Annotated in this window: 16 protein-coding genes and 1 tRNA gene; 15 read left to right on the top strand and 2 right to left on the bottom strand. The window is 68.3% G+C overall.

The window, feature by feature from the left end; translation table 11 throughout:
• The first annotated feature begins 15 nt into the window (after positions 1-15).
• From acs to SOM18_RS00915, 3 genes are all read left to right on the top strand, one after another.
• Complete coding sequence (gene acs / locus SOM18_RS00925; RefSeq protein ID WP_031439090.1) at positions 16-1,971, top strand: acetate--CoA ligase; 1,956 nt, start codon at positions 16-18, stop codon at positions 1,969-1,971.
• Complete coding sequence (locus tag SOM18_RS00920; protein ID WP_320481161.1) at positions 1,968-2,594, top strand: response regulator transcription factor; 627 nt, start codon at positions 1,968-1,970, stop codon at positions 2,592-2,594. Before acs ends, SOM18_RS00920 begins: the two co-directional genes overlap by 4 nt.
• 82 nt (positions 2,595-2,676) lie before the next feature.
• Positions 2,677-3,465, top strand: a complete 789-nt coding sequence (locus tag SOM18_RS00915; RefSeq protein ID WP_031439477.1) for a hypothetical protein — start codon at positions 2,677-2,679, stop codon at positions 3,463-3,465.
• 18 nt (positions 3,466-3,483) lie between these two features.
• Here SOM18_RS00915 and SOM18_RS00910 read toward each other — a convergent pair whose 3' ends face one another.
• Positions 3,484-6,807 (bottom strand): hybrid sensor histidine kinase/response regulator, encoded by a 3,324-nt coding sequence (locus SOM18_RS00910; RefSeq protein ID WP_031439478.1) that lies wholly within the window; start codon positions 6,805-6,807, stop codon positions 3,484-3,486.
• A gap of 155 nt (positions 6,808-6,962) precedes the next feature.
• On the opposite strand from SOM18_RS00910, the gene SOM18_RS00905 reads away from it, so the two are divergent.
• The 12 genes from SOM18_RS00905 to SOM18_RS00850 all read left to right on the top strand — a co-directional run bounded on the left by SOM18_RS00905 (position 6,963) and on the right by SOM18_RS00850 (position 21,639).
• On the top strand, positions 6,963-8,597 hold the full coding sequence (locus tag SOM18_RS00905) for an NAD(P)/FAD-dependent oxidoreductase (RefSeq protein ID WP_031439479.1): 1,635 nt from the start codon (positions 6,963-6,965) through the stop codon (positions 8,595-8,597).
• Positions 8,598-8,657: 60 nt separating this feature from the next.
• The gene (locus tag SOM18_RS00900) at positions 8,658-9,647 is read left to right on the top strand and encodes a cell wall hydrolase (RefSeq protein ID WP_081874118.1); all 990 of its coding nucleotides are present in this window, start codon (positions 8,658-8,660) and stop codon (positions 9,645-9,647) included.
• Positions 9,648-9,741: 94 nt separating this feature from the next.
• Positions 9,742-9,969, top strand: coding sequence for a hypothetical protein (locus tag SOM18_RS00895; protein ID WP_052380834.1), 228 nt, complete (start codon positions 9,742-9,744; stop codon positions 9,967-9,969).
• 110 nt (positions 9,970-10,079) lie between these two features.
• Positions 10,080-11,372, top strand: coding sequence for a dicarboxylate/amino acid:cation symporter (locus tag SOM18_RS00890; RefSeq protein WP_320481160.1), 1,293 nt, complete (start codon positions 10,080-10,082; stop codon positions 11,370-11,372).
• A gap of 144 nt (positions 11,373-11,516) precedes the next feature.
• Positions 11,517-13,112 (top strand): isocitrate lyase, encoded by a 1,596-nt coding sequence (locus SOM18_RS00885; protein WP_031439483.1) that lies wholly within the window; start codon positions 11,517-11,519, stop codon positions 13,110-13,112.
• Positions 13,113-13,510: 398 nt separating this feature from the next.
• Positions 13,511-14,188: an ABC transporter ATP-binding protein gene (locus tag SOM18_RS00880; RefSeq protein ID WP_031439484.1), complete on the top strand. Its 678-nt coding sequence runs from the start codon at positions 13,511-13,513 to the stop codon at positions 14,186-14,188.
• Entirely contained in the window at positions 14,185-16,695 is a 2,511-nt protein-coding gene (locus SOM18_RS00875; protein ID WP_320481159.1) for an FtsX-like permease family protein, read from the top strand. The genes SOM18_RS00880 and SOM18_RS00875 overlap by 4 nt, the downstream gene beginning before the upstream one ends.
• Positions 16,695-17,756, top strand: a complete 1,062-nt coding sequence (locus SOM18_RS00870) for a lipocalin-like domain-containing protein (RefSeq protein WP_037527959.1) — start codon at positions 16,695-16,697, stop codon at positions 17,754-17,756. The genes SOM18_RS00875 and SOM18_RS00870 overlap by 1 nt, the downstream gene beginning before the upstream one ends.
• A gap of 96 nt (positions 17,757-17,852) precedes the next feature.
• Positions 17,853-18,878, top strand: a complete 1,026-nt coding sequence (locus tag SOM18_RS00865; RefSeq protein WP_031439241.1) for a sulfate ABC transporter substrate-binding protein — start codon at positions 17,853-17,855, stop codon at positions 18,876-18,878.
• Between the two features lie 30 nt (positions 18,879-18,908).
• Positions 18,909-19,775, top strand: coding sequence for a sulfate ABC transporter permease subunit CysT (gene cysT, locus SOM18_RS00860; protein WP_042466400.1), 867 nt, complete (start codon positions 18,909-18,911; stop codon positions 19,773-19,775).
• A complete protein-coding gene (cysW, locus tag SOM18_RS00855) occupies positions 19,772-20,611 on the top strand; it encodes a sulfate ABC transporter permease subunit CysW (protein WP_031395573.1) in 840 nt (279 codons plus the stop codon). The genes cysT and cysW overlap by 4 nt, the downstream gene beginning before the upstream one ends.
• Positions 20,608-21,639 carry a sulfate/molybdate ABC transporter ATP-binding protein gene (locus tag SOM18_RS00850; protein ID WP_031439244.1) on the top strand — a complete coding sequence of 344 codons (1,032 nt, stop codon included), beginning with the start codon at positions 20,608-20,610 and terminating at the stop codon, positions 21,637-21,639. The genes cysW and SOM18_RS00850 overlap by 4 nt, the downstream gene beginning before the upstream one ends.
• A 53-nt stretch (positions 21,640-21,692) precedes the next feature.
• Here SOM18_RS00850 and SOM18_RS00845 read toward each other — a convergent pair.
• Positions 21,693-21,777 (bottom strand) — tRNA-Leu (locus SOM18_RS00845).
• Between the last annotated feature and the right edge of the window lie 140 nt (positions 21,778-21,917).

Below are 21,917 nucleotides of genomic sequence, written 5' to 3'. Positions count from 1 at the left end.
CAAAAGGAGAGTGTGATGACCGAGGCCAGCTATCCCGTTCCCGCAGCATGGGCCAAGGACGCACGGATAGATGCCGCCGCCTATGACCGGATGTATGCCGAGGCCGCGACTGATCCCGATGCCTTCTGGGCGAAAGAGGCGCAGCGGCTCGACTGGATCGTTCCCCCGACCAAGATCAAGGACACATCGTTCGACGAGGCCGATTTCCGCATCCGCTGGTTCGAGGACGGCCAGCTCAACGTCGCCGCCAATTGCGTCGATCGCCACGCCGATACACGCCCAGACGCGACCGCGATCCTCTGGGAAGGCGACGACCCCGCCGACTCGCGCACGATCAGCTACGCCGAGCTGCGCGACGAAGTCTCGCGGCTCGCCAATGCGCTGAAGGCACGCGGCGTTGCGAAGGGCGACCGCGTCACGATCTATCTGCCGATGATCCCCGAAGCCGCGTTCGCGATGCTCGCCTGCGCACGGATCGGCGCGATCCATTCGGTTGTGTTCGGCGGCTTCTCGCCCGACAGCCTGTGCAACCGGATTCACGATTGCGACAGTCGCGTCGTCATTACTGCGGACGAAGGGCTGCGCGGCGGCAAGACGATTCCGCTGAAGGCCAATGTCGATGCCGCGCTCGATCAGGGCGATCTCGGCGTCGAGACGGTCATCGTTGTCCGCCGCACCGGCGGCGACATCGCAATGACCGACGGCCGCGATTGCTGGTATCACGAGTGCGTCGCGGACCAGTCGACCGACTGCGCGCCCGAGCCAATGAACGCCGAGGATCCGCTGTTCATCCTCTACACCAGCGGATCGACCGGCCAGCCCAAGGGCGTGCTCCACACCACCGGCGGCTATCTCATCTGGGCGTCGATGACGCATGAATATGTGTTCGACTACCGAGAAGGCGAAGTCTTCTGGTGCGCCGCCGATGTCGGCTGGGTCACGGGGCACACCTATTCGCTGTACGGCGCGCTCGCCAACGGCGCGACGACGGTGATGTTCGAGGGCGTCCCCAATTACCCCGACCACAGCCGCTTCTGGCAAATCGTCGACAAATATCAGGTCAGCACGCTCTACACCGCGCCGACCGCGCTGCGCGCGCTGATGCGCGAAGGGGACGACTGGGTCACGCGGACCAGCCGCAAGTCGCTCCGGCTGCTCGGGTCGGTCGGCGAGCCGATCAACCCCGAGGCCTGGAACTGGTATCACAATGTCGTCGGTGAAGGCCGCTGCCCGATCGTCGACACCTGGTGGCAGACCGAGACCGGCGGACACATGATCAGCCCGCTCCCCGGCGCGACCGCGCTCAAGCCCGGCAGCGCGACCAAGCCATTGTTCGGCGTGGTGCCCGAGCTGGTCGATGCCGACGGCAAGGTGCTGGACGGCGCGGTCGAGGGCAATCTCGTGATCGCCGACAGCTGGCCCGGGCAGATGCGGACCGTGTGGAACGATCATGCGCGCTTCTTCCAGACCTATTTCTCGACCTATCCGGGCAAGTATTTCACCGGTGACGGCTGCCGCCGCGACGCGGACGGCTATTACTGGATCACCGGCCGCGTCGACGACGTCATCAACGTCAGCGGCCACCGCATGGGCACTGCCGAGGTCGAGAGCGCGCTGGTCGCGCATTCGAAGGTTGCCGAAGCCGCGGTCGTCGGCATGCCGCACGACGTGAAGGGCCAGGGCATCTATGCCTATGTCATGCTCAACGCGAATGCCGAACCCAGCGAGGAGCTGCGCAAGGAACTCGTGCAATGGGTCCGCCGCGAGATCGGTCCGATCGCGACGCCCGATGTCCTGCAGTTCGCCCGCGGCCTGCCCAAGACGCGCTCGGGCAAGATCATGCGCCGGATCCTGCGCAAGATCGCCGAGAACCAGCTCGACGGTCTGGGCGATACCTCGACGCTCGCCGATCCGACGGTCGTCGACGCGCTGATCACGGGTCGCGAAAAGGCCACCGCCGCCTTCGCATGACCGCGAGCACGATCCTGGTCGCCGACGACCACCCGCTGTTTCGCCAGGCGTTGAAGCTGGCGGTCGGTCGCGCGGCCCCCGATGCGACGATCCTCGAGGCGGGGCAGCTCGGCGAGGCGATCGAGGCGGCGCGCGGCGCCGCCCGCCTCGATCTCATCCTGCTCGATCTGCGGATGCCGGGGTCGGAGGGCTTTGCGGGTGTCGCGCTGCTGCATGCTGAGCGTCCCGACACGCCGATCGTCGTCATCTCGTCCGCCGACGAGGCGGAGGCCGCGCCGCGCGCGCGCGCCTATGGCGCGGTCGGCTTCGTGTCGAAGACCGCCGATCTCGCCACGCTCGAAAATGCGGTCGCCCGCGCGCTGGCGGGCGACCGCGACGCCCCCGTCGCCGCCCTACCGGCCGACGACATCTCCAATCGCGTCGCCAGCCTTACCCCGACCGAATTGAAAGTGCTGCTCGGCGTCCTTGCGGGGCGCCTTAACAAGCAGATCGCGTTCGATCTCGGCGTGTCGGAGGCGACCGTAAAGGGCCACATGACCGCGATCCTGCGCAAGCTCGGCGTCCAGAACCGCACCCAGGCGGTGCTTGCCGCGCGCGCGCTCGACATTCGCTTCGCCGACTAGCCGACCGCCTCCCACTCGCAAGACTAGCCGCACGGCAATCGACGTCTTGCGACACCCTCCTGCGCGGTCTAGGCGACCATCAATGGCTTCGACGTCCTACCTGTCCGCGTCGAACCGATCGCGCCAGCCGCTTTGGCGGCGCGCGCGTTCATTCCTGCTGGCGATCGCCGCGCATGTCGTCGTCATTCTCCTGCTGCTGCGGCTCGCGCCAACGCCGACCAAGCCCGAGCCGACGCCCCCGCCCAGCAGCTTCCGCCTGCTACCCGACCGCGAGACGAAACCCGAGACCCCGCAACGCCCGGTGATCGAAAAGGCGAAGAAGGTCGCCGGCGGCGCCTCGCCCAGATCGCCCCGCCCGCCATCGACCGCGCCGGCATCCGACCCGCGCCCCGTCACGCCTGCCCCGGCCTTCCCCAAGATGCTGGCGGGCGGCATGGAGTTGTTCGATTCGGCGGACATATCGAAAATCCCGTCGCACCCGGGCGATCGCCAGGCTGGCGGATCCGACACCGATGGCGCGGGCGCCGGCAAGGACAGCGGCTCTGCCTACGGCCCAGGCGAAGGTCCAAGTGGCGAGCGGCTCTACAATGCCGAATGGTATACCGAACCGAGCCATGCCGAACTTGCGGGCTATGTTCCCAATGGCGCCCCCCCGGGCAGCTGGGCGCTCATCGCCTGCCGGACCGCGGAGAATTACAGGGTCGAGAATTGCCGGTCGCTCGGCGAATCCCCGGTCGGCTCGGGGCTGGCCCGCGCAATGCGCCAGGCCGCATGGCAGTTCCGCGTGCTGCCGCCCCGGGTCGGCGGCAAGAAGATGATCGGCGCCTGGGTCCGCATCAAGATCGACTTCACCAGCGCCCCGACCAAATAGGCGCGCTGGGTCAGCACCTCAAACCGCAGCCGCGGCCGCTGATGCCTGTTCGAGGAATGCCCATAGCTCGCCTGGCACCACCGGCTTGGTCAGGACGGTGATCCCGGCACAGCGCGGATCGTCCGCCGCGCTGCGGTCCGCGGTCACCAGCGCGATCGCGGGCGCCGGCGCCATCGCCGACAGGCGTTCGGCAACGTCCAGTCCGTCCTGCGCCACCTCGAGATGGAAATCGATCAGCGCGACGTCGGGCTCCTCGTCCGCCGCCAGTGTCATCGCCTCCTCGATCGTCGCCGCCAGCAGCGGGACGCAGCGCCGCGACCGGAGCGCCGCGTCGAGCGCCGCGAGAATGGCGGCATCATTGTCGAGGCACAGCACGCGCAGCCCCGGCGGCAGGTCGCGCAGGACCGGGGCCGTCCTGGCACGGTCGGGCAGCGTCGCATGCGCCGCCAGCGGAACGCGAACGGCGAAGGTCGATCCCGCACCCGGCTGCGACCGCAATTCGATCCGCAGGTCGAGCAGTTGCGCGATCCGCTGCACGATCGCCAGCCCCAGGCCGACACCGCCGCCCGCGCTGCCCTTGCTCTCCACCCGCTCGAACTCGGCAAAGATCCGTTCACGGTCACCCGCCGCGATGCCCGGCCCGCTATCCCGCACCTCGACCAGGACGTCACCGCCGCGCCGCCGCGCGCCGATCCAGATCCGCCCCGACGGCGTGTAGCGTACCGCGTTTGATAGGAAGTTCTGCAGGATCGAGCGCAGCAGCGACCGGTCGGTGGCAACGATGTGCGCCCCCGGGTGCGAGGCGAGGTTCAACGCGCGTTCGCCGGCAAGCGGCCGGAACTCGGCGGCCAGTTCCTCGATCAGGTCCCCGAGCACGAACTGCTCGATCTTCGGCACGACCCCGCCCGCATCGAGCCGCGACACGTCGAGCAAGGCCCGCAGCAGCGTATCCGCCGACCCGATCGCGCCATCGATCGCGCGGACCAGGTCGGCCTGGTGCGGCGCCTTGCCCTCGTCGAGCGCCGCGCAGAAGAGCCGGGCGGCATGAAGCGGCTGAAGCAGGTCATGGCTTGCCGCCGCGAGGAACCGGGTCTTGTCGCGCGTCGCGGTCTCGGCATGCCGCCGCGCCTCGTCGAGCATCGTATTCGACTGCGCCAGATCATGCGTCCGCGCCTCGACCCGGGCCTCCAATTCCGCCTGCGCGGTCTTCTCCGCGGTGATGTCGGTGAAGCTCTGGACATAGCCGCCGCCCGGCATTGCCTGACCCACTGTCTTGATCCACCGCCCCGACGGTCGAAGCCGCTCGAAACTGTGCGGAAGGCCGCGTTCGAGATGTGCGAGCCTGCGCGACACATGCGCTTCGACGCCACCCGGCCCGCATTCGCCGCGCTCGGCATTGTAGCGGATCAGATCGGCGATCGGCCGTCCGGCGATCACATAGTCCTCGGGATAGTCGAACATCTCGACATAGCGCGGATTCCACGCGACCAGCCTCAGATTGGCGTCGATCACGCTGACGCCCGGGTCGATCGTCTCCAGCGTTGCCGACAGCAGCGACCGCGAGAAGCGCAGGCTGCGCCCCCGCTGGTCGAGCAGCCGGACGACGTCGCCTACGTCCATCGCCGAACCCGCCAGGCTCGACGTCACGATCAGCCGCGCCGAGGGTGCGCCGATCACGCCCGCGATCAGCCGCTCCGCCTGACGGGCCGCGCGTCCGTCGATCGGCGCGCCCGGATCGCGTGACAGCGGGTCCAGCCCCTCTGCGGCTTCGGCATCGCCGACGAAGCGCGCGACCAGGATCTTCAGCTCGCCAAAGGTCGTAACGTGATCCAGCACGCTGTGCCGTCCCCCGAACACCCGCCGCCGCGCCGCGTACAGGTGCAGCCCCGCCATCAGCGCGATATTCACGCCCAGGCTCCAGATCGTGCCGTTGACCAGTGGGGACCCGAGCGCGACCCGCATCAGCGCATCGGGGTCGAGCAGTCCGCCGCTCGCTTTCGCAAGACTGGCGCCGAAACCACCCAATACCGAGGGCATCAACAGGCAATAGGCCCAGACGACGACGCCGCCGATTAACCCGCCGCGTGCCGCCCGGGTATCGGCAAAGCCCCAGCCGACGGTTGCGATCAGCGCGGGCGCGAACTGCGCAACGCCGGCAAACGCGATCAGCCCGATCGATGCGAGCGACAGCTCGTCGCCGATGCTCGTGCCGTACCACAAAGCCGCGGCGACGATCGCGGCGATGATCACGCGCCGGACACGCAGCAGCCGCCGCCCCAGATCGCCCTCCCCGCCATCGGTCTGCCGCCGCAGCAGTAATGGGGCCAGCAGGTCGTTGGTCGCCATCGTCGACAGCGCGATCGTCTCGGCGACGACCATCGCGGTCGCGGCGGAAAACCCGCCGATGAACGCGAGCAGCGCCATCGGATCGTTGTCGCGCGCCAGCGGGACCGCCAGCACATAGAGGTCGGGTCGCGTATCGGCGGGCAGCACCGCCAACCCCGCGAGCACGAGCGGCAGGACCATCACCGAGATCACCGCGAGATAGGCGATGAACGGCCAGCGCGCGCGCCGCACCGCCGCCGGGCCGCTCGCTTCTAGTATCCCGACATAGAATTGACGCGGCAGACACAGAATCGCGCAGGCGGATAGCAGCGTGCGGACGAAGAAGTCGGGGGTCAGCGCGCCGGGCGCGAAACCCTCGACGAACCCGGTCAGCGGCAGCGTGATCCGCGCGGCCGGCATCGTCGCGAGCAGCGTCAGCGCAAATCCGCCGAGCGCCACGAAGCAGAGCAGCTTGATCAGCGACTCCGCCGCGATCGCCGCGACCACGCCGGTATTGCCACCCGCCACTTCATAGCGTCGCGCGCCGAAGCTGATCGCGAACGTCGCCAGCAGCAGCGCGACGAGCGGCCCGACCAGCACCGATCCGCCGATCCCGACCAGCGCGCCGAAGCTGAGCGTCACCGATCGCAGCTGCAGCGCGATATAGGGGATCGACGCGACCAGCGCGGTTCCCGCGACGATCGCCGCGGTACTCCGGCTGCGACCATAACGCGCCGAGATGAAGTCGGCGATCGAGCTCGACCCTTCGTCGCGCGCCAGCCGGACGAGCTTCGTCAGGAATCCCGGCGCGAGCAGGAACACCAGCGCCGGGCCGAGATAGATCGACAGATAATCCCAGCCGCGCGTCGCCGCGGTGCCGACGCCGCCGAAGAACGTCCAGCTGCTGCAATAGACGGCCAGCGACAAGGGATAGGCGATCCGCGCCATGCGCGGCGAAAGCCCGCGCCGATCGACGACCCAGGCGATCCCGAACAACGCGGTGCCATAGGCAAGCATCGCGACGATGACGACGGCGCTGTTGATCGGCTAGCTCCCTTGTTCCCGGATGCCGATACCGTGCAGTCCGGGCCGTTCCAGGGCAAGGCCTGCACGGTCTGCGCTTCGGTACCACAGCTCATGGCGAAACCACGCGGCCCGCGTTACAGGGCCCCATGCTCCGCATCACCGAACTCAAGCTGCCGCTCAACCATGCCGACGAAGCGATCCCCGCCGCGGTCTGCAAGCGGCTGCGCATCACCCCCCGCGAATTGATCCGCTATACCGTCGCGCGGCGCGCGCATGACGCGCGCGACAAGATGGACATCCAGCTCGTCTATTCGATCGACGTCACCGCGAAGAACGAGGCGACGATCCTCGCGCGGTTCCGCAAGGACCGTCACGTCAACACGACGCCCGATACCGGCTACCGCCACGTCGCCAAGGCACCCGAGACGCCGGGCGCGCGTCGCCCGGTCGTCGTGGGAACAGGGCCGTGCGGCCTGTTCGCCGGCCTCATCCTCGCGCAGATGGGGTTCCGCCCGATCATCCTCGACCGCGGCAAGCTGGTCCGCGAACGCACCAAGGACACCTGGGGTCTGTGGCGCCGCAGCGTCCTCAACCCCGAGTCCAACGTCCAGTTCGGCGAGGGCGGCGCGGGCACCTTCTCCGACGGCAAGCTGTGGAGCCAGATCAAGGATCCCCGCCATCTCGGCCGCAAGGTCATCACCGAGTTCGTCAAGGCCGGCGCTCCCCCCGAGATCCTGACCGAGGCGCATCCGCATATCGGCACGTTCCGGCTGGTGACGATGGTCGAGGCGATGCGCGCGACGATCGAGTCGCTCGGCGGTGAATATCGCTTCGAGCACCGCGTCGACGATCTCGACATCGCGGTCGATGCGGACGGCACGCGCCGCATCCGCGGGCTCCATCTGCATACCGGCGACTATCTCGAGGCGGATCATGTCGTGCTCGCGGTCGGGCACAGCGCGCGCGACACCTTTCACATGCTCCATGACCGCGGCGTCTTCCTTGAGGCGAAGCCCTTCTCGATCGGCGTCCGCATCGAACATCCGCAATCCTGGATCGACGAGGCGCGGTTCGGCCCCTGTGCCGGCCATCCGGATCTCGGCGCCGCCGCGTACAGCCTGTCGCATCACTGCACGAACGGGCGCACCGTCTACAGCTTCTGCATGTGCCCGGGCGGTACGGTCGTTGCGGCGACGTCCGAGGAAGGCCGCGTCGCCACCAACGGCATGAGCCAATATTCGCGCAACGAGCGCAACGCCAATTCGGGACTCGTCGTCGGCATCGACCCTGCGCGTGACTATCCCGGCAATCCACTGGCGGGCATCGAATTGCAGCGCCATTGGGAATCGCGCGCCTATGTCGCGGGCGGCTCGGACTATAAGGCCCCCGCGCAGCGTCTCGGCGATTTCCTCGCCGGCCGCCCGTCGAGCGCGCTCGGCTCGGTCATCCCGTCCTACCGCCCCGGCGTCCACCTCACCGATCTCGCCGAATGCCTTCCCGAGTTCGCGGTCACCGCGATGCGCGAGGCGCTGCCGGTATTTGGTCGCGACATTCCCGGCTATGATCACCCCGACGCGGTCCTCACCGGGGTCGAGACGCGTACCTCGTCCCCCGTCCGGATCACGCGCGGCGACGATTTTCAGAGCCTGAACACGATCGGCCTGTTTCCCGCCGGCGAAGGCGCGGGCTATGCGGGCGGGATCCTGTCGGCCGGCGTCGACGGCATCAAGGTCGCCGAGGCGGTCGGACTTAGCCTCGTCGGCGCCACGCCGGGGGCTTAACCACTATCTAACATCCGGGTGGTACGCGCAGGCTTCCTGTCACGACGCGCGACCTACCCCATGCTCAAGAGAACAGTGCTCGGTTTCGCCGCGATCGCCGCCAGTACCTCGTGCGTTCCCCCGTCGACGCGCGTGGCTGGACCGCTTGCGGACGTCCCTGTCCGTGACGCAGCAGAAGCGCGCAACCTGCTCGCCGGGCTCGCGCTCGAGGCGCCCGCCGAACCGCTCGACCGCGCTTTTGCCGGCTCTGCAGCCTCCACCGACGACACCCCGCGCACCCTCGCCGCCGCGCCCGCTTTTCCCGGCGCCGCGCAAAGTGACGACGACCGCCAGCGCGCGATCGCCTGCCTGACCGCCGCGGTCTATTACGAGGCGCGATCCGAACCGACCGATGGCCAGCGCGCGGTCGCACAGGTCGTGCTCAACCGCGTGCGCGACCGTGCCTTTCCGCACAGCGTCTGCGGGGTCGTCTATCAGGGGTCGACACGGCGCACCGGCTGCCAGTTCAGCTTCACCTGCGACGGTTCGATGAACCACCCCCGCGACGGTGCCGCCTGGGCAAGGGCTGCATCGGTCGCGCGCGCCGCGTTCGACGGCAGCGTCTTCGCCCCGGTCGGCGCGTCGACCTCCTACCACGCCGCCTCGATCCTGCCCTGGTGGGCGCCCAGCCTCAGCCGGGTCGGCGCGGTCGGCGCCCATATCTTCTATCGCTGGCGCGGCGCGATGGAGCGCGCGCTGAGCTTCCGCCAGACCTATGCGGGCGTCGAACCGACGCGCGTTGCTGCGCCCGATACGATCCTCGCCGCGTCCCCGTCCGCCTCCACCGAACCCGGTACGGCGGGATCCGGCGTCACTGTCCATCGCGGCCGGACCATGCCGGGGGTGGAGACTGCGCTGTCGACACCGCCGGAGTCGTCCGCCGCCATACCACGCGTGCATCTGGCGTCGGGCGTCCGCATCCATATCGGTTCGGCACATGCTGGCCCGGTTCTCGGCGGTGGCGCCCCGCTGCCGGTCGTTTCGATCTCCGAGGAAAGCGATCCGACCTGATAGCCCTTTGGGGGGTGCCACGACGCGACGGGCGCGGTATCGCCCGTGCCATGCTGCTTCACCTGCCCTACCCCATGACCCGCTTCGGACCCCGATGCTGACTGCCAGCGAATTGCGCGACCGGCTCGTGACCGTTCTGACCCGCGACCATCTCGGCGACCGGCGTCGCTGGCGCATGGCGGTCGGCGAGGTCCGGGTCTATTCCACCGCCACGCACGCGCATTGCAACTGGTCGGTCACGCCCTCGGGCAGCGCCGAGGACATCGACCGGATCGAGACACTCGTCGACCGGTTCCGCGAGGAATTCCCGATCATCCGCTGATTGACGAGCCGTTCGACCGACAAGCTCGGCTATCCCGGCACGGACAGCGTCTTCGTTGCACCGCACCATGCAGAAGCTGTATTTCGTCCGGTTCATACGGGACAGCGGCCATGCAGACATTACGGCGATCGTTCGGATTACAGGTTCTGATCGGGATGATCGCCGGGCTCGCGCTCGGCTTCGTCGCGCGCGGGACCGGCGTGGGATCGGGCCTTGCTGAGACGCTGCGCATCGTTGGCGAGATCTTCGTGCAGTTGCTCAAGACGCTTGTCGTCCCGCTCGTCTTCACGGCGATCATCGCGTCGATCGCCGCGCTGCGCGATCTCGACAATGCACGCCGGCTGGTCATCAGCACGCTCGCCTGGTTCGCGATCACCGCGCTGATCGCGGTGTCGATCGGCATCGTCCTCGCGCTGGTGATCCAGCCCGGCGTGACCGCGGGGGTCAGTGCCGCCAGCGCGGTCGCGCCGACGACCGCCGGGTCGTGGCTCGACTTCCTGCGTGGGCTCGTCCCCGCCAATATCCTCGGGCTCGAGGCGTCGACCAAGCTGAACGAAGACACCGCGCGGACCGCGCTGTCGTTCAACGTCCTGCAGATCATCGTCATCGCGATCACGATCGGGATTGCCGCGGTCCGGATCGGCGATGCGGGCGCGCCGTTCCTCGCCTTCAACGCATCGGCGCTCGCGCTTTTCCGCCGCATCCTGCGCTGGGTGATACGGTTGACGCCGATCGGTACGGGGGCGCTGCTCGGCAACGCGATCGTCCGCTATGGCTGGCAATCGCTGTCGGCGCTCGGCGCGTTCAGCATCGCGGTCTATGCCGGACTCGCGATCGTGCTTTTCGTCGTCTACCCGCTGCTCCTGCTCGCCAACGGGCTCAGCCCGCGGCGGTTCTTCGCCGCCGCCTGGCCCGCGATCCAGCTCGGCTTCGTGTCGCGCTCGTCGATCGCCGCGCTGCCGGTGACCGAGGACGTCGTCGAACGTGGGCTCGGCGTCCCCCGCACCTATGCCGCCTTCGCCGTGCCGCTCGCTGCCACGACCAAGATGGACGGGTGCGCCGCGATCTATCCTGCGGTCTCGGCGATCTTCGTCGCCCAATATTACGGCATTCCGCTGCATGCCGCCGACTATGTGCTGATCGTGCTCGTGTCGGTGCTCGGGTCCTCCGCCACCGCAGGGCTGACCGGCGCGGTCGTCATGCTGACGCTCACGCTGTCGACGCTCGGCCTCCCGCTCGAGGGCGCAGGCCTGCTGCTCGCGATCGACCCGATCCTCGACATGGGCCGAACCGCGGTCAACGTCGCCGGGCAGGCGCTCGTCCCGACGATCGTCGCCAAGCGGCAGGGCCTGCTCGACCCGGCACTGCAAGACGTTGAGGCATCCCGGACCGCCACGGCATGACTGCGCGCTGTCACAAACGTGACAACAAGACTTAGGCGCGCGCAAGAGTTTGACAGCGCGACGCTGTAGCTGCCGCCTAGCCCCGGGCGATTTGTTGTCAAGTTGTGTACCGATCCGTCATCAAACGCGGAACGAGGATGCAGCATGACCTTCCAGACCGACCTTACCCAGATCGACCAGCTGATCGCCGCACGGAACGGCACCTGGGACGGAATTTCCGCCGAATCGGTCGCCCGGATGCGCGCACAGAACCGCTTCCGCTCGGGTCTCGACATCGCCCGCTACACCGCGGGGATCATGCGCCGCGACATGGCTGCCTATGACGCCGATCCATCAAACTACACGCAATCGCTCGGCTGCTGGCACGGATTCATCGCGCAGCAGAAGATGATCAGCATCAAGAAGCATTTCGGCACGACGGACCGGCGCTACCTATACCTCTCGGGCTGGATGGTCGCCGCGCTCCGCAGCGAATTCGGTCCCCTTCCCGACCAGTCGATGCACGAGAAGACGAGCGTCCCTGCGCTGATCGAGGAACTCTACACCTTCCTGCGTCAGGCCGATGCGCGCGAGCTTGGCATGCTGTTCCGCGACGTCGATACGGCACGCGCGGCGGGCAACGCGATCGAGGAGAAGCGCCTGCTCAACGCGATCGAGAACCACCAGACGCACGTCGTCCCCGTCATCGCCGATATCGACGCAGGCTTCGGCAATGCCGAGGCGACATACCTGCTCGCGCGCAAGATGATCGAGGCGGGGGCCTGCGCACTCCAGATCGAGAACCAGGTCAGCGACGAGAAGCAGTGCGGGCATCAGGACGGCAAGGTCACCGTCCCGCACGAGGACTTTCTCGCCAAGGTCCGTGCCTGCCGCTACGCCTTCCTCGAGCTCGGCGTCGAGGACGGCATCATCGTCACGCGCACCGACTCGCTCGGCGCTGGCCTCACCAAGCAGATCGCGGTCAGCAAGACGTCCGGCGATCTCGGTGACCAGTACAACTCGTATCTCGATTGCGAGGAGATCGACCCCGCGACCGCGCAGAATGGCGACGTGATCCTCAACCGCGACGGCAAGCTGCTCCGCCCGAAGCGCCTGCCATCCAACCTGTTCCAGTTCCGCGCCGGCAGCGGCGAGGATCGCTGCGTGATGGACTGTATCGCAAGCCTGCAGAACGGCGCCGACCTGCTCTGGATCGAGACCGAGAAGCCGCACATCGAGCAGATTGCCGGCATGGTCGACCGCATCCGTGAGGTCGTGCCAAATGCGAAGCTCGTCTACAACAACTCGCCCAGCTTCAACTGGACGTTGAACTTCCGCCAGCAGGTGTTCGATGCGTGGAGCGAAGCCGGCCGCGACGTGTCGGCCTATGACCGGACGCGCCTGATGAGTGTCGACTATGACGGCACGCCGCTCGGCGACGAGGCGGACGAGCGCATCCGCACCTTCCAGGCGGATTCGGCAAAGCGCGCCGGCATCTTCCATCACCTGATCACGCTGCCGACCTATCACACCGCGGCACTCTCGACCGACAATCTCGCCAAGGAGTATTTCGGCGATGCAGGGATGCTCGGCTATGTGAAGGGCGTCCAGCGCAAGGAAATCCGCGAGGGCATCGCCTGTGTGAAGCACCAGAACATGTCGGGCTCCGATCTCGGCGACGATCACAAGGAGTATTTCGCGGGCGAGGCGGCGCTGAAGGCCGGCGGCGTCCACAACACGATGAACCAGTTCGCGGCCTGACGCCCAAGCCGGAGCACAAGCCCCGGCGCGGACCAGCGTCAGGCCTGGCCGGCGGGGCCAAAAGCCCCGTCCGACGCCGCGGCTTCGCCGCGGCGCTGGTCTGTTCCAACGCCCAGTAAAGACGCGCATGCCTACCCAAAGACACCTCCCCGGCGAAGGCCGGGGCCCAGTTGGGGGACGGTTATGGCAGGCGTCGCCTTTCGTTACTCCCACCTCTCCAACTGGACCCCGGCCTCCGCCGGGGAGGCGCTATTAAGGGCGCCGCGGGAGCACGCGGTATCGGCCAACCCAAAGCTCACCCCTTCGCAGCCACGCTCCCACTAAAACCAGCCCCCAAGACAACCCATGGCAACACCGCCGCGCTGTCCCCCGGCTGCGCGCCGTGGCATGAGCCCCAGATGCAAGACCGCGCCCTGCTCCGCGTCACCGCGCTCGAAAAGTCGGTCCCAGGCGGCCGCCAGCTCTTCGGCGGGCTCGACCTGACCGCACGTGCCGGCCAGCTGATCGCGATCGTCGGCGAAAGCGGCGTCGGCAAATCGACGCTACTCAACATCCTGGCCGGTCTCGACGCGCCAGACGCGGGGCATGTCGCGATCGAGGACACGATCCTCGACACGCTCGACGAGGCCGCGCTGACGCGGCTGCGCGCGACGCGGATCGGGTTCGTGTTCCAGGCCTTTCATGTCCTGCCCTATCTGACCCTGCGCCAGAACGTCGCGCTTCCGCTCGCGCTCGTGTCGACCGACCGTCGCGCGATCGCCGACCAGGCACAGGCGATGCTCGCGCGGGTCGGGCTCGGCACCCGCGGCGACGGCTATGCCCGCGACCTGTCGGGCGGCGAATTGCAGCGCGTCGCGATCGCGCGCGCGCTCGTCCACCGTCCCGCGCTGATCCTCGCGGACGAACCGACCGGCAATCTCGACCCCGACACCGCCGCGAAGATCCTGACGCTGTTTTCCGACGCGGTTCGCGAACAGGGCGTTGCCGCGATCATCGTCACCCATTCGGCGGCGGCCGCCGCGATCGCCGACGATGTTCTGACGCTGACCGCAAACGGGCTGGAACGCACGCGATGAGCATCCTGTCGGCGCGGCTCGCGCTGGGCTGGATGATCGGTGGCGAGTGGCGCGCCCATCCCGCGCGGCTTGCCCTGACCGCGATCGCGATCGCCATCGGTGTCGCGCTCGGCTTCGCGGTCCACCTCGTCAACGGATCGGCGCTGTCGTCGTTCGAAGGCGCATTGCGCACCGTCAAGGGCAGCGCGGATCTTCAGGTCAACGCGACCAGCCCGCTCGGCTTCGACGAGGCGCTCTATCCGAGGGTCGCGACCGCGGCCGGCGTCGCGGACGCGAGCCCGGTCGTCATCCTGCGCGCGACGATCGGGAGGCGGCCCGTCACCCTGCTCGGCCTCGACGTGATCCGCGCGGCGCAGGTCACGCCGTCGCTGGTCGGCGTCGCTCCCGCCGGCATCGACCGGCGGGGCGACGCGGCGTTCGACGACGCCGCGCTCTATCTGTCCGCCGCGGCGATGCGCAACGTGAATACCCGTCCCGGCGCGATGCTCGTCGTCACCGCGAACGGACGAACCGCCACGATGCGCGTCGCAGGCCGGTTGCCGGGCCTAGCCGAGGGCGAGGCGATCGGCGTGATCGACATCGCCGCGGCGCAGTGGCGCTTCGACCGGCTCGGCCGCCTCGACCGGATCGACGTGAAGCAGCAGGACGGCGCCGCCCCTCCACGCCTCGCCACCATCCTTCCGCGCGACGCGACGATCGGCAGCGACGCCAGTGATGCGACCCGCAGCGACGCGCTGTCACGCGCATACCGCGTCAATCTCGACATGCTCGCGCTGGTCGCATTGCTGACCGGCGGGTTCCTCGTCTTTTCCGCGCAGTCGCTGTCGGTGGCCCGCCGGCTGCGGGCCTTTGCGCTCGTCCGCACGCTCGGCCTGCCGCGCAACGGAATCGTCGCGACCGTCGCGCTGGAGGGGCTGGCGATCGGCGTGATCGGCGCCGCGCTCGGTCTGCTGCTCGGCTATGCGCTGGCCTATGCCGCGCTCGCCCGGTTCGGCGCGGACCTTGGCGCAGGCTATTTCGCCGATGGCCGCGTCCGGCTGGCCTTCGCGCCCGCCGCCGCGATCGGCTTTTTCGCGCTCGGCCTGCTGGCCGCGGTCGCGGGCAGCGTCCTGCCGGCGCGGATCGCGGCGCGGGCCGCCCCCGCCGCGGCGCTGCGCAACGCCGGCGACGTGATCGACCCCCGGACTCCCATGCCCGTCCGCCCCGCCGCCATCCTGATGCTGCTCGGCGGTGGCGCGGCGTTGCTCCCGGCGATCGGCGGCCTGCCCCTGTTCGGGTTTGCGAGCATGGCGCTGATCCTGGCAGGCGGCATCGCCGGCATGCCCTGGCTCGCGCGCACGCTGCTCGCGCCGCTCAGCCGCGGTTCCGGGCGGTCCGTCCCCGTCGACCTCGCCATCCGCCACCTCCACGGTGCCCCCGCCCAGGCCGCCACCGCGCTGTGCGGGATCGTCGCGAGCACCGCGCTGATGATCGCGATGGCGGTGATGGTCACCAGCTTTCGCGGCGCGGTCGATGAATGGCTGGGTCAGGTCCTTTCGGACGATCTTTATCTCCGGGTCGAGGGTGGCACCGGGCTCGATCCCACGGCGCAGGCCCGGTTGCGCACAGTGCCCGGCATCGCAGCGATCGCGTATAGCCGGCAGATCCCGCTGACGCTCGCGGCGGACCGGCCACCCGTCTCGCTGATCGCACGTCCGGTTGAAACCGATGGCCCCGACCCGAGCCTCGTACTCCTCGAAAGCGGACGCGCCCGCCCCGCCGACACCGCGCCGATCTGGATTTCGGAACCCGCAGCGCGGCTCTATGGCTGGTCGGTCGGCGACAGCGTCACGTTGCCGATCGCGGGCCGGTACGTCGTCGCAGGGATCTGGCGCGACTATGCCCGCCAGCAGGGCGCGATCATCGTCCGCGACACCGACTATACGCGCGCCACCGGCGACCGCACGCGGACCGAGGCGGCGATCACGCTTGCCCGCGGCGCGGATCCCCGCACCGTCGAGCGCGCGCTGACCGCGGCGGCGCCCCCGGCGCTCGCCGGCCTCGTCTCGATCGCGCGCCCGGCCACCCTGCGCCGCTATGCCCTCGAACTCTTCGATCGCAGTTTCGCCGTCACCTATCTGCTCGAGGGGGTCGCGATCCTTGTCGGGCTGGCCGGCGTCGCCGCGACCATGTCCGCGCAGACGATCGCCCGCACACGCGAATTCGGGATGCTCCGCCATATCGGCGTCGCAAAGCGGCAGATCGTCGCGATGCTGGCGACCGAGGGGGCGTTGCTCGGTCTCGTCGGCGGCATTGCCGGGATCACGCTCGGTGGGGTGATGGCACAGGTGCTTGTCCATGTGATCAATCCGCAGTCGTTCAACTGGACGATGGCAACGCGCATACCCTGGGGTAGCGTCGGCGGAGTAGCACTTGCGCTGATCGTTGCGGCGGCGGGTACCGCGGTGCTTGCCGGCCGGCGCGCGATCGCCGCCGATGCGGTCCGCATGGTCAGGGAGGACTGGTGATGCGCCCCGTGTTTACGTTTGCAGCGCTGGCGCTGACCGCCGCGACGCCGGCCGCGACCGGCTATCCCGTCGTCCGTCCCGGCGCCTCCTTCACCTTCCCGCGCGAACACGGCGCGCATCCGGCCTTCCGCACCGAATGGTGGTATGTCACCGGTCTGCTGAAGACGCAGGAGGGTCGCAACCTCGGCTTCCAGATCACCTTCTTCCGGACCACCCCGGGCACCGACGCGGCGAACCCCAGCCGCTTTGCCCCCAAGCAGATCCTGTTCGCGCACGCAGCGCTCTCCGACCCGAAGCTCGGCCATCTTCTGCACGGGGAGCGGGCGGCACGGGCGGGGTTCGGCCTGGCCCAGGCACGCATCGGCGATACCGACGTCACACTCAAGGACTGGCATATCCGCAGGCGACCCGACGGCCGGTTCACGACCACCGTTACCACCGGCGATTTCGCGCTGACGCTGACGCTGACACCGCGCCAGCCGCCCCTGCTCCAGGGGAACGCGGGGTACAGCCAGAAGGGTCCGCGGCCCGAACAGGCGAGCTATTATTACTCGATCCCGCATCTCGCGGTGGCGGGGCAGCTGGTGCGGAACGGCACACCGCAACGCGTTACCGGACAGGCGTGGCTCGACCGGGAATGGTCGTCGGACTATCTGGGCGGCGGCGCGGTAGGCTGGGACTGGACCGGGCTCAATCTCGATGACGGGGGGGCGCTGATGGCGTTCCGCATTCGTGGCCGCGACGGCAAGCCGCTCTGGGCGGGTGGATCGCTGCGGCGTGCGGATGGTCGCGTCGTCCGGTTCGCGCCCGCCGACGTCCGGTTCGATCCGCTCCGCCAGTGGCGCTCGCCGCGCACCGGGGCGCTCTACCCCGTGACGCAACGCCTCACCATTCGCCTCCCCGAAGGGGTCCGCCGCTTCCGCCTCGATCCGCTGTTCGCCGATCAGGAGCTCGATGCCCGCCGCAGCGGCATGCCCGTCTACTGGGAAGGCGCGGTCCGCACGGCGGGCGGCAGCGGCTATCTCGAGCTCACCGGCTATGCCGATCCGCTGCAGATGTGACGCCTGCCGGATACCCAGGCTTTGGCATGGCCAAGCTTTGCGGCTATTCCCCACCACTACCGACGCGATAGGGATTACGCGAACCGGAGGGACTGGATGAGACTGAACCGCACGCATATCGGCCTGGCGCTTGCTGCGATCGTCGCGGGCTGCTCGTCGCCCTCGAGCACGGGCAAGGACGGATCGGTCGAGTTGCTCAACGTCAGCTACGATCCGACCCGCGAACTCTACAAGGCGGTGAACACCGCGTTCGCCGCCAAGTGGAAGCAGGACACCGGCCAGACGGTGCGGTTCAACATGAGCCATGGCGGATCGGGCAAGCAGTCGCGCGCGGTGATCGACGGCCTGGGCGCCGACGTCGTCACGCTGGCGCTCGCCTATGACGTCGATGCGATTGCCGAGCGTGCGAAGCTGCTGCCCGCCAACTGGGAAACGCGCCTGCCCGACAACAGCGCGCCCTATACGTCGACGATCGTGTTCCTGGTCCGCAAGGGCAATCCCAAGCAGATTCGCGACTGGAGCGATCTGGTCAAACCCGGCGTCCAGGTGATCACGCCCAACCCCAAGACCAGCGGCGGTGCACGCTGGAACTTCCTCGCGGCCTGGGCCTATGGGAAGAAGGCCGGGGGCGGATCCGACGCCGCCGCGCAGGCCTATGTCTCGCAGCTCTACGGCCATGTCCCGGTCCTCGATTCGGGCGCACGCGGCGCCACCACCACCTTCGTCGAGCGCGGGCTCGGCGACGTGCTGATCGCCTGGGAGAACGAGGCGTTCCTGTCCGAAAAGGAACTCGGCAGCGGCAAGTTCGACATCGTCGTGCCGTCGATCTCGGTGCTCGCCGAGCCATCGGTCGCGGTCGTCGACGCCAATGCCAAGGCGCACGGTACCGAGAAGGTCGCTGAGGCCTATCTCCGGTTCCTCTACACGCCCGAGGGCCAGGACATCGTCGCCAAGAACTATTATCGCCCCCGCGATCCTGCGGTGCTGGCGCGCTATGCGACGTTGTTCCCGAAGATCGAGATGCGCACCATTCGCGATTTCGGTGGATGGAAGGTTGCGCAGGCCCGCTTCTTTGCAGACGGCGGCGTGTTCGACCGGATCTATTCGGGTCCGAAGCGCTGATCGGGAATGCGATCGTTCGGATCCTCGTCGGTGGCTGACGTCGCGCGCCTCGGCGCCAGGCCCGGCCGCGCTCGCCGCGCGCGACGGTCGGTCATTCCCGGGTTCGGGCTGACGATGGGGCTGACGATCGTCTGGCTATGCCTGATCGTGCTCATCCCGCTGTCGACGATCTTCCTGCGCGCGGCGGGGCTTGGCTGGGACGGGTTCGTCGCGGTCGGGCTCTCGGCGCGCGCGCTGTCCGCCTACAAGCTCAGCTTCGGTACCGCGCTGCTGGCCGCGTCGGTCAACGCGGTGTTCGGCCTGCTGATCGCCTGGATCCTCGCGCGCTATGAGTTTCCGGGCAAGAAGTTCGTCGACGCCGCGGTCGACCTGCCCTTTGCGCTGCCGACCGCGGTCGCGGGCATCGCGCTGGTGTCGCTCTATGCCGAAAACGGCTGGATCGGGTCGCTGCTCGCACCGCTCGGCATCCGCGTCGCCTACACCCCGCTCGGCGTCGTCGTCGCGCTCATCTTCATCGGCCTGCCGTTCATCGTGCGCTCGGTCCAGCCCGTGCTCGCCGACCTCGGCGCCGATGTCGAGGAAGCCGCAGCGACGCTCGGGGCAACCCGGTGGCAGACGTTCAGCCAGGTCATCCTGCCCGCCATCGCACCCGCGCTCCTGACCGGCTTCGCGCTCGCCTTCGCGCGCGGCGTCGGCGAATATGGCTCGGTCATCTTCATCGCGGGCAACATGCCGTACAAGTCGGAGATCGCGCCGTTGCTGATCGTCACCCAGCTCGAACAGTTCGACTATCCCGGCGCGACCGCGATCGCGTGCGTCATGCTGGTCGCCTCCTTCTCGATGCTGCTGCTGGTCAATCTGCTCCAGGCGTGGCGTACGAAGCGGAGCGCGAAATGACCCGCGCCGCGTCCAGCGAAAGCCCCGTCGCCCGGCGGATCCTGATCGGCGTCGGTCTCCTCTTCCTCGCACTCTTCCTCGCGCTGCCGCTCGTCGTCGTGTTCGTTCAGGCCTTTGCCAAGGGCTGGCCGATGTTCGTCGACGCAATCGGCCAGCCCGACGCGCGTGCGGCGATCCGGCTGACCCTGCTGGTCGCGGCGATTTCGGTGCCGCTCAACTGCGTGTTCGGCGTCGTCGCGTCCTGGGCGATCACCAAGTTCGACTTCCGTGGGAAAAGCCTGCTGATCTCGCTCATCGACCTGCCCTTCTCGGTGTCGCCCGTCGTCGCCGGCCTCATCTTCGTACTGATGTTCGGCGCTCAGGGCTGGTTCGGGCCGTGGCTGATCGCGCACAACTGGAAGGTCATCTTCGCGGTGCCGGGCATCGTGCTCGCCACCGTGTTCGTCACCTTTCCGTTCGTCGCGCGCGAGATCATCCCGCTGATGGCCGAGCAGGGTCGCGACGACGAAGAGGCCGCGGTGTCGCTCGGCGCGTCGGGGTGGCAGACCTTCTGGCATGTCACCCTGCCCAATATCCGCTGGGGCCTGCTCTACGGCGTGCTGCTCTGCAACGCGCGTGCGATGGGCGAATTCGGCGCGGTGTCGGTGGTGTCGGGCCATATCCGCGGCCTGACCAACACCATGCCGCTCCACGTCGAGATCCTGTACAACGAATATGACTTCGTCGGCGCGTTTGCGGTGGCATCGCTGCTCGCGTCGCTCGCGCTCGTCACGCTCGTGTTGAAGAGCCTGCTCGAATGGCGGTTCGGCTATCATCAGGCAAGGAGTGCGCATTGAGTATCGTCATCGACGCCGTATCTAAGCGGTTCGGCCAGTTCGCCGCGCTGAACGACGTCAGCCTGGAAGCGCGTCCGGGCGAGTTCCTCGCGCTGCTGGGCCCGTCAGGCTCGGGCAAGACGACGCTGCTCCGCATGATCGCGGGGCTCGACTTCCCCGATAGCGGCCATGTCCTGTTCGACGGCGCCGACATGACCGGGACGCCCGCTGCCGAACGCCAGATCGGCTTCGTGTTCCAGAACTACGCGCTGTTCCGTCACATGACCGTCGCCGACAACATCGCGTTCGGCCTGACCGTCCGTGCCCGCCGCGATCGCCCGGCAAAGGCAGACATCCGCGCGCGCGTCACCGAACTGCTCGACCTGATCCAGCTGCCCGATCTTGGCCATCGCTATCCAGCACAACTCTCGGGCGGTCAGCGCCAGCGTGTCGCGCTGGCGCGGGCGCTCGCAGTCGAGCCCCGCCTGCTGCTGCTCGACGAACCCTTTGGCGCGCTCGATGCCAAGGTCCGCAAGGACCTGCGCCGCTGGCTGCGCGAGCTGCACGACCGGCTTGGCCTGACCTCGGTGTTCGTCACGCATGACCAGGAGGAGGCGCTCGAGCTTGCCGACCGCGTCGTCATCATGAACCGCGGTGTCATCGAACAGATCGGGACCCCGCGCGAAGTCTATGACATGCCCGCCACGCCGTTCGTCTCCGAATTCGTCGGGGAGACCAACCGTATCCCGGTGACGGTCGTCGATGGCCGCGTCCTGCATCACGGACAGGCGCTCGACGTTTCTCCGAAGGCGCTCGCCAACGGACCGGCCGAACTGCACTTCCGCCCGCACGAGGCGCTATTGGGGGATGACGATCCCGGTGCGCTGTCGATCGTCGTCGGCGCCGTGCACAAGCGGGGTGGTACGTGGCGCGTCGAGGCGCGTGTCGACGACATCGCCGTCGAGATCGACACGAGCGGTCGCTTGCCCGAGCGTGGCGCTCGTGCGGGGCTTCGCTTCGACGATGTTCAGATTTTTCCGGCTTCGTAGCCGTGGAGCCGGGCCGACTGGTCTCGGTCGCCCGGGCTCTTAAACAGTAAAGGTGGTGCGGGTGGCCGGGGTCGAACCGGCACTCCTTTCGGAACAGGATTTTGAGTCCAGCGCGTCTACCAATTCCACCACACCCGCACGACCGCCCTGCAGGCTTCAAGCCCCGGGCAGCGGCGGTTTCGCTAGACCATGCGATCCACGCCCGCAAGCACGAACCCGCCTCTTCATCCCCGAACGCGCGCATAAAAAAAGGCCCGCCGTTTCCGGCGGGCCTTGAG

It is taken from the genome of Sphingomonas sp. CFBP9019 (assembly GCF_034045155.1).
Lineage (GTDB): Bacteria > Pseudomonadota > Alphaproteobacteria > Sphingomonadales > Sphingomonadaceae > Sphingomonas > Sphingomonas aerolata.
Note: the sequence above shows the minus strand (reverse complement) of the source record. Positions and strands in the feature narration are given on the sequence as shown.

Excerpts from the sequence above, each read along its gene's own strand:
- acs (WP_031439090.1), top strand. The coding sequence starts at position 16 with ATGACCGAGGCCAGCTATCCCGTTCCCGCAGCATGGGCCAAGGACGCA.
- SOM18_RS00920 (WP_320481161.1), top strand. The coding sequence starts at position 1,968 with ATGACCGCGAGCACGATCCTGGTCGCCGACGACCACCCGCTGTTTCGC.
- SOM18_RS00915 (WP_031439477.1), top strand. The coding sequence starts at position 2,677 with ATGGCTTCGACGTCCTACCTGTCCGCGTCGAACCGATCGCGCCAGCCG.
- SOM18_RS00910 (WP_031439478.1), bottom strand. The coding sequence starts at position 6,807 with ATGCTTGCCTATGGCACCGCGTTGTTCGGGATCGCCTGGGTCGTCGAT.
- SOM18_RS00905 (WP_031439479.1), top strand. The coding sequence starts at position 6,963 with ATGCTCCGCATCACCGAACTCAAGCTGCCGCTCAACCATGCCGACGAA.
- SOM18_RS00900 (WP_081874118.1), top strand. The coding sequence starts at position 8,658 with ATGCTCAAGAGAACAGTGCTCGGTTTCGCCGCGATCGCCGCCAGTACC.
- SOM18_RS00895 (WP_052380834.1), top strand. The coding sequence starts at position 9,742 with ATGCTGACTGCCAGCGAATTGCGCGACCGGCTCGTGACCGTTCTGACC.
- SOM18_RS00890 (WP_320481160.1), top strand. The coding sequence starts at position 10,080 with ATGCAGACATTACGGCGATCGTTCGGATTACAGGTTCTGATCGGGATG.
- SOM18_RS00885 (WP_031439483.1), top strand. The coding sequence starts at position 11,517 with ATGACCTTCCAGACCGACCTTACCCAGATCGACCAGCTGATCGCCGCA.
- SOM18_RS00880 (WP_031439484.1), top strand. The coding sequence starts at position 13,511 with ATGCAAGACCGCGCCCTGCTCCGCGTCACCGCGCTCGAAAAGTCGGTC.
- SOM18_RS00875 (WP_320481159.1), top strand. The coding sequence starts at position 14,185 with ATGAGCATCCTGTCGGCGCGGCTCGCGCTGGGCTGGATGATCGGTGGC.
- SOM18_RS00870 (WP_037527959.1), top strand. The coding sequence starts at position 16,695 with ATGCGCCCCGTGTTTACGTTTGCAGCGCTGGCGCTGACCGCCGCGACG.
- SOM18_RS00865 (WP_031439241.1), top strand. The coding sequence starts at position 17,853 with ATGAGACTGAACCGCACGCATATCGGCCTGGCGCTTGCTGCGATCGTC.
- cysW (WP_031395573.1), top strand. The coding sequence starts at position 19,772 with ATGACCCGCGCCGCGTCCAGCGAAAGCCCCGTCGCCCGGCGGATCCTG.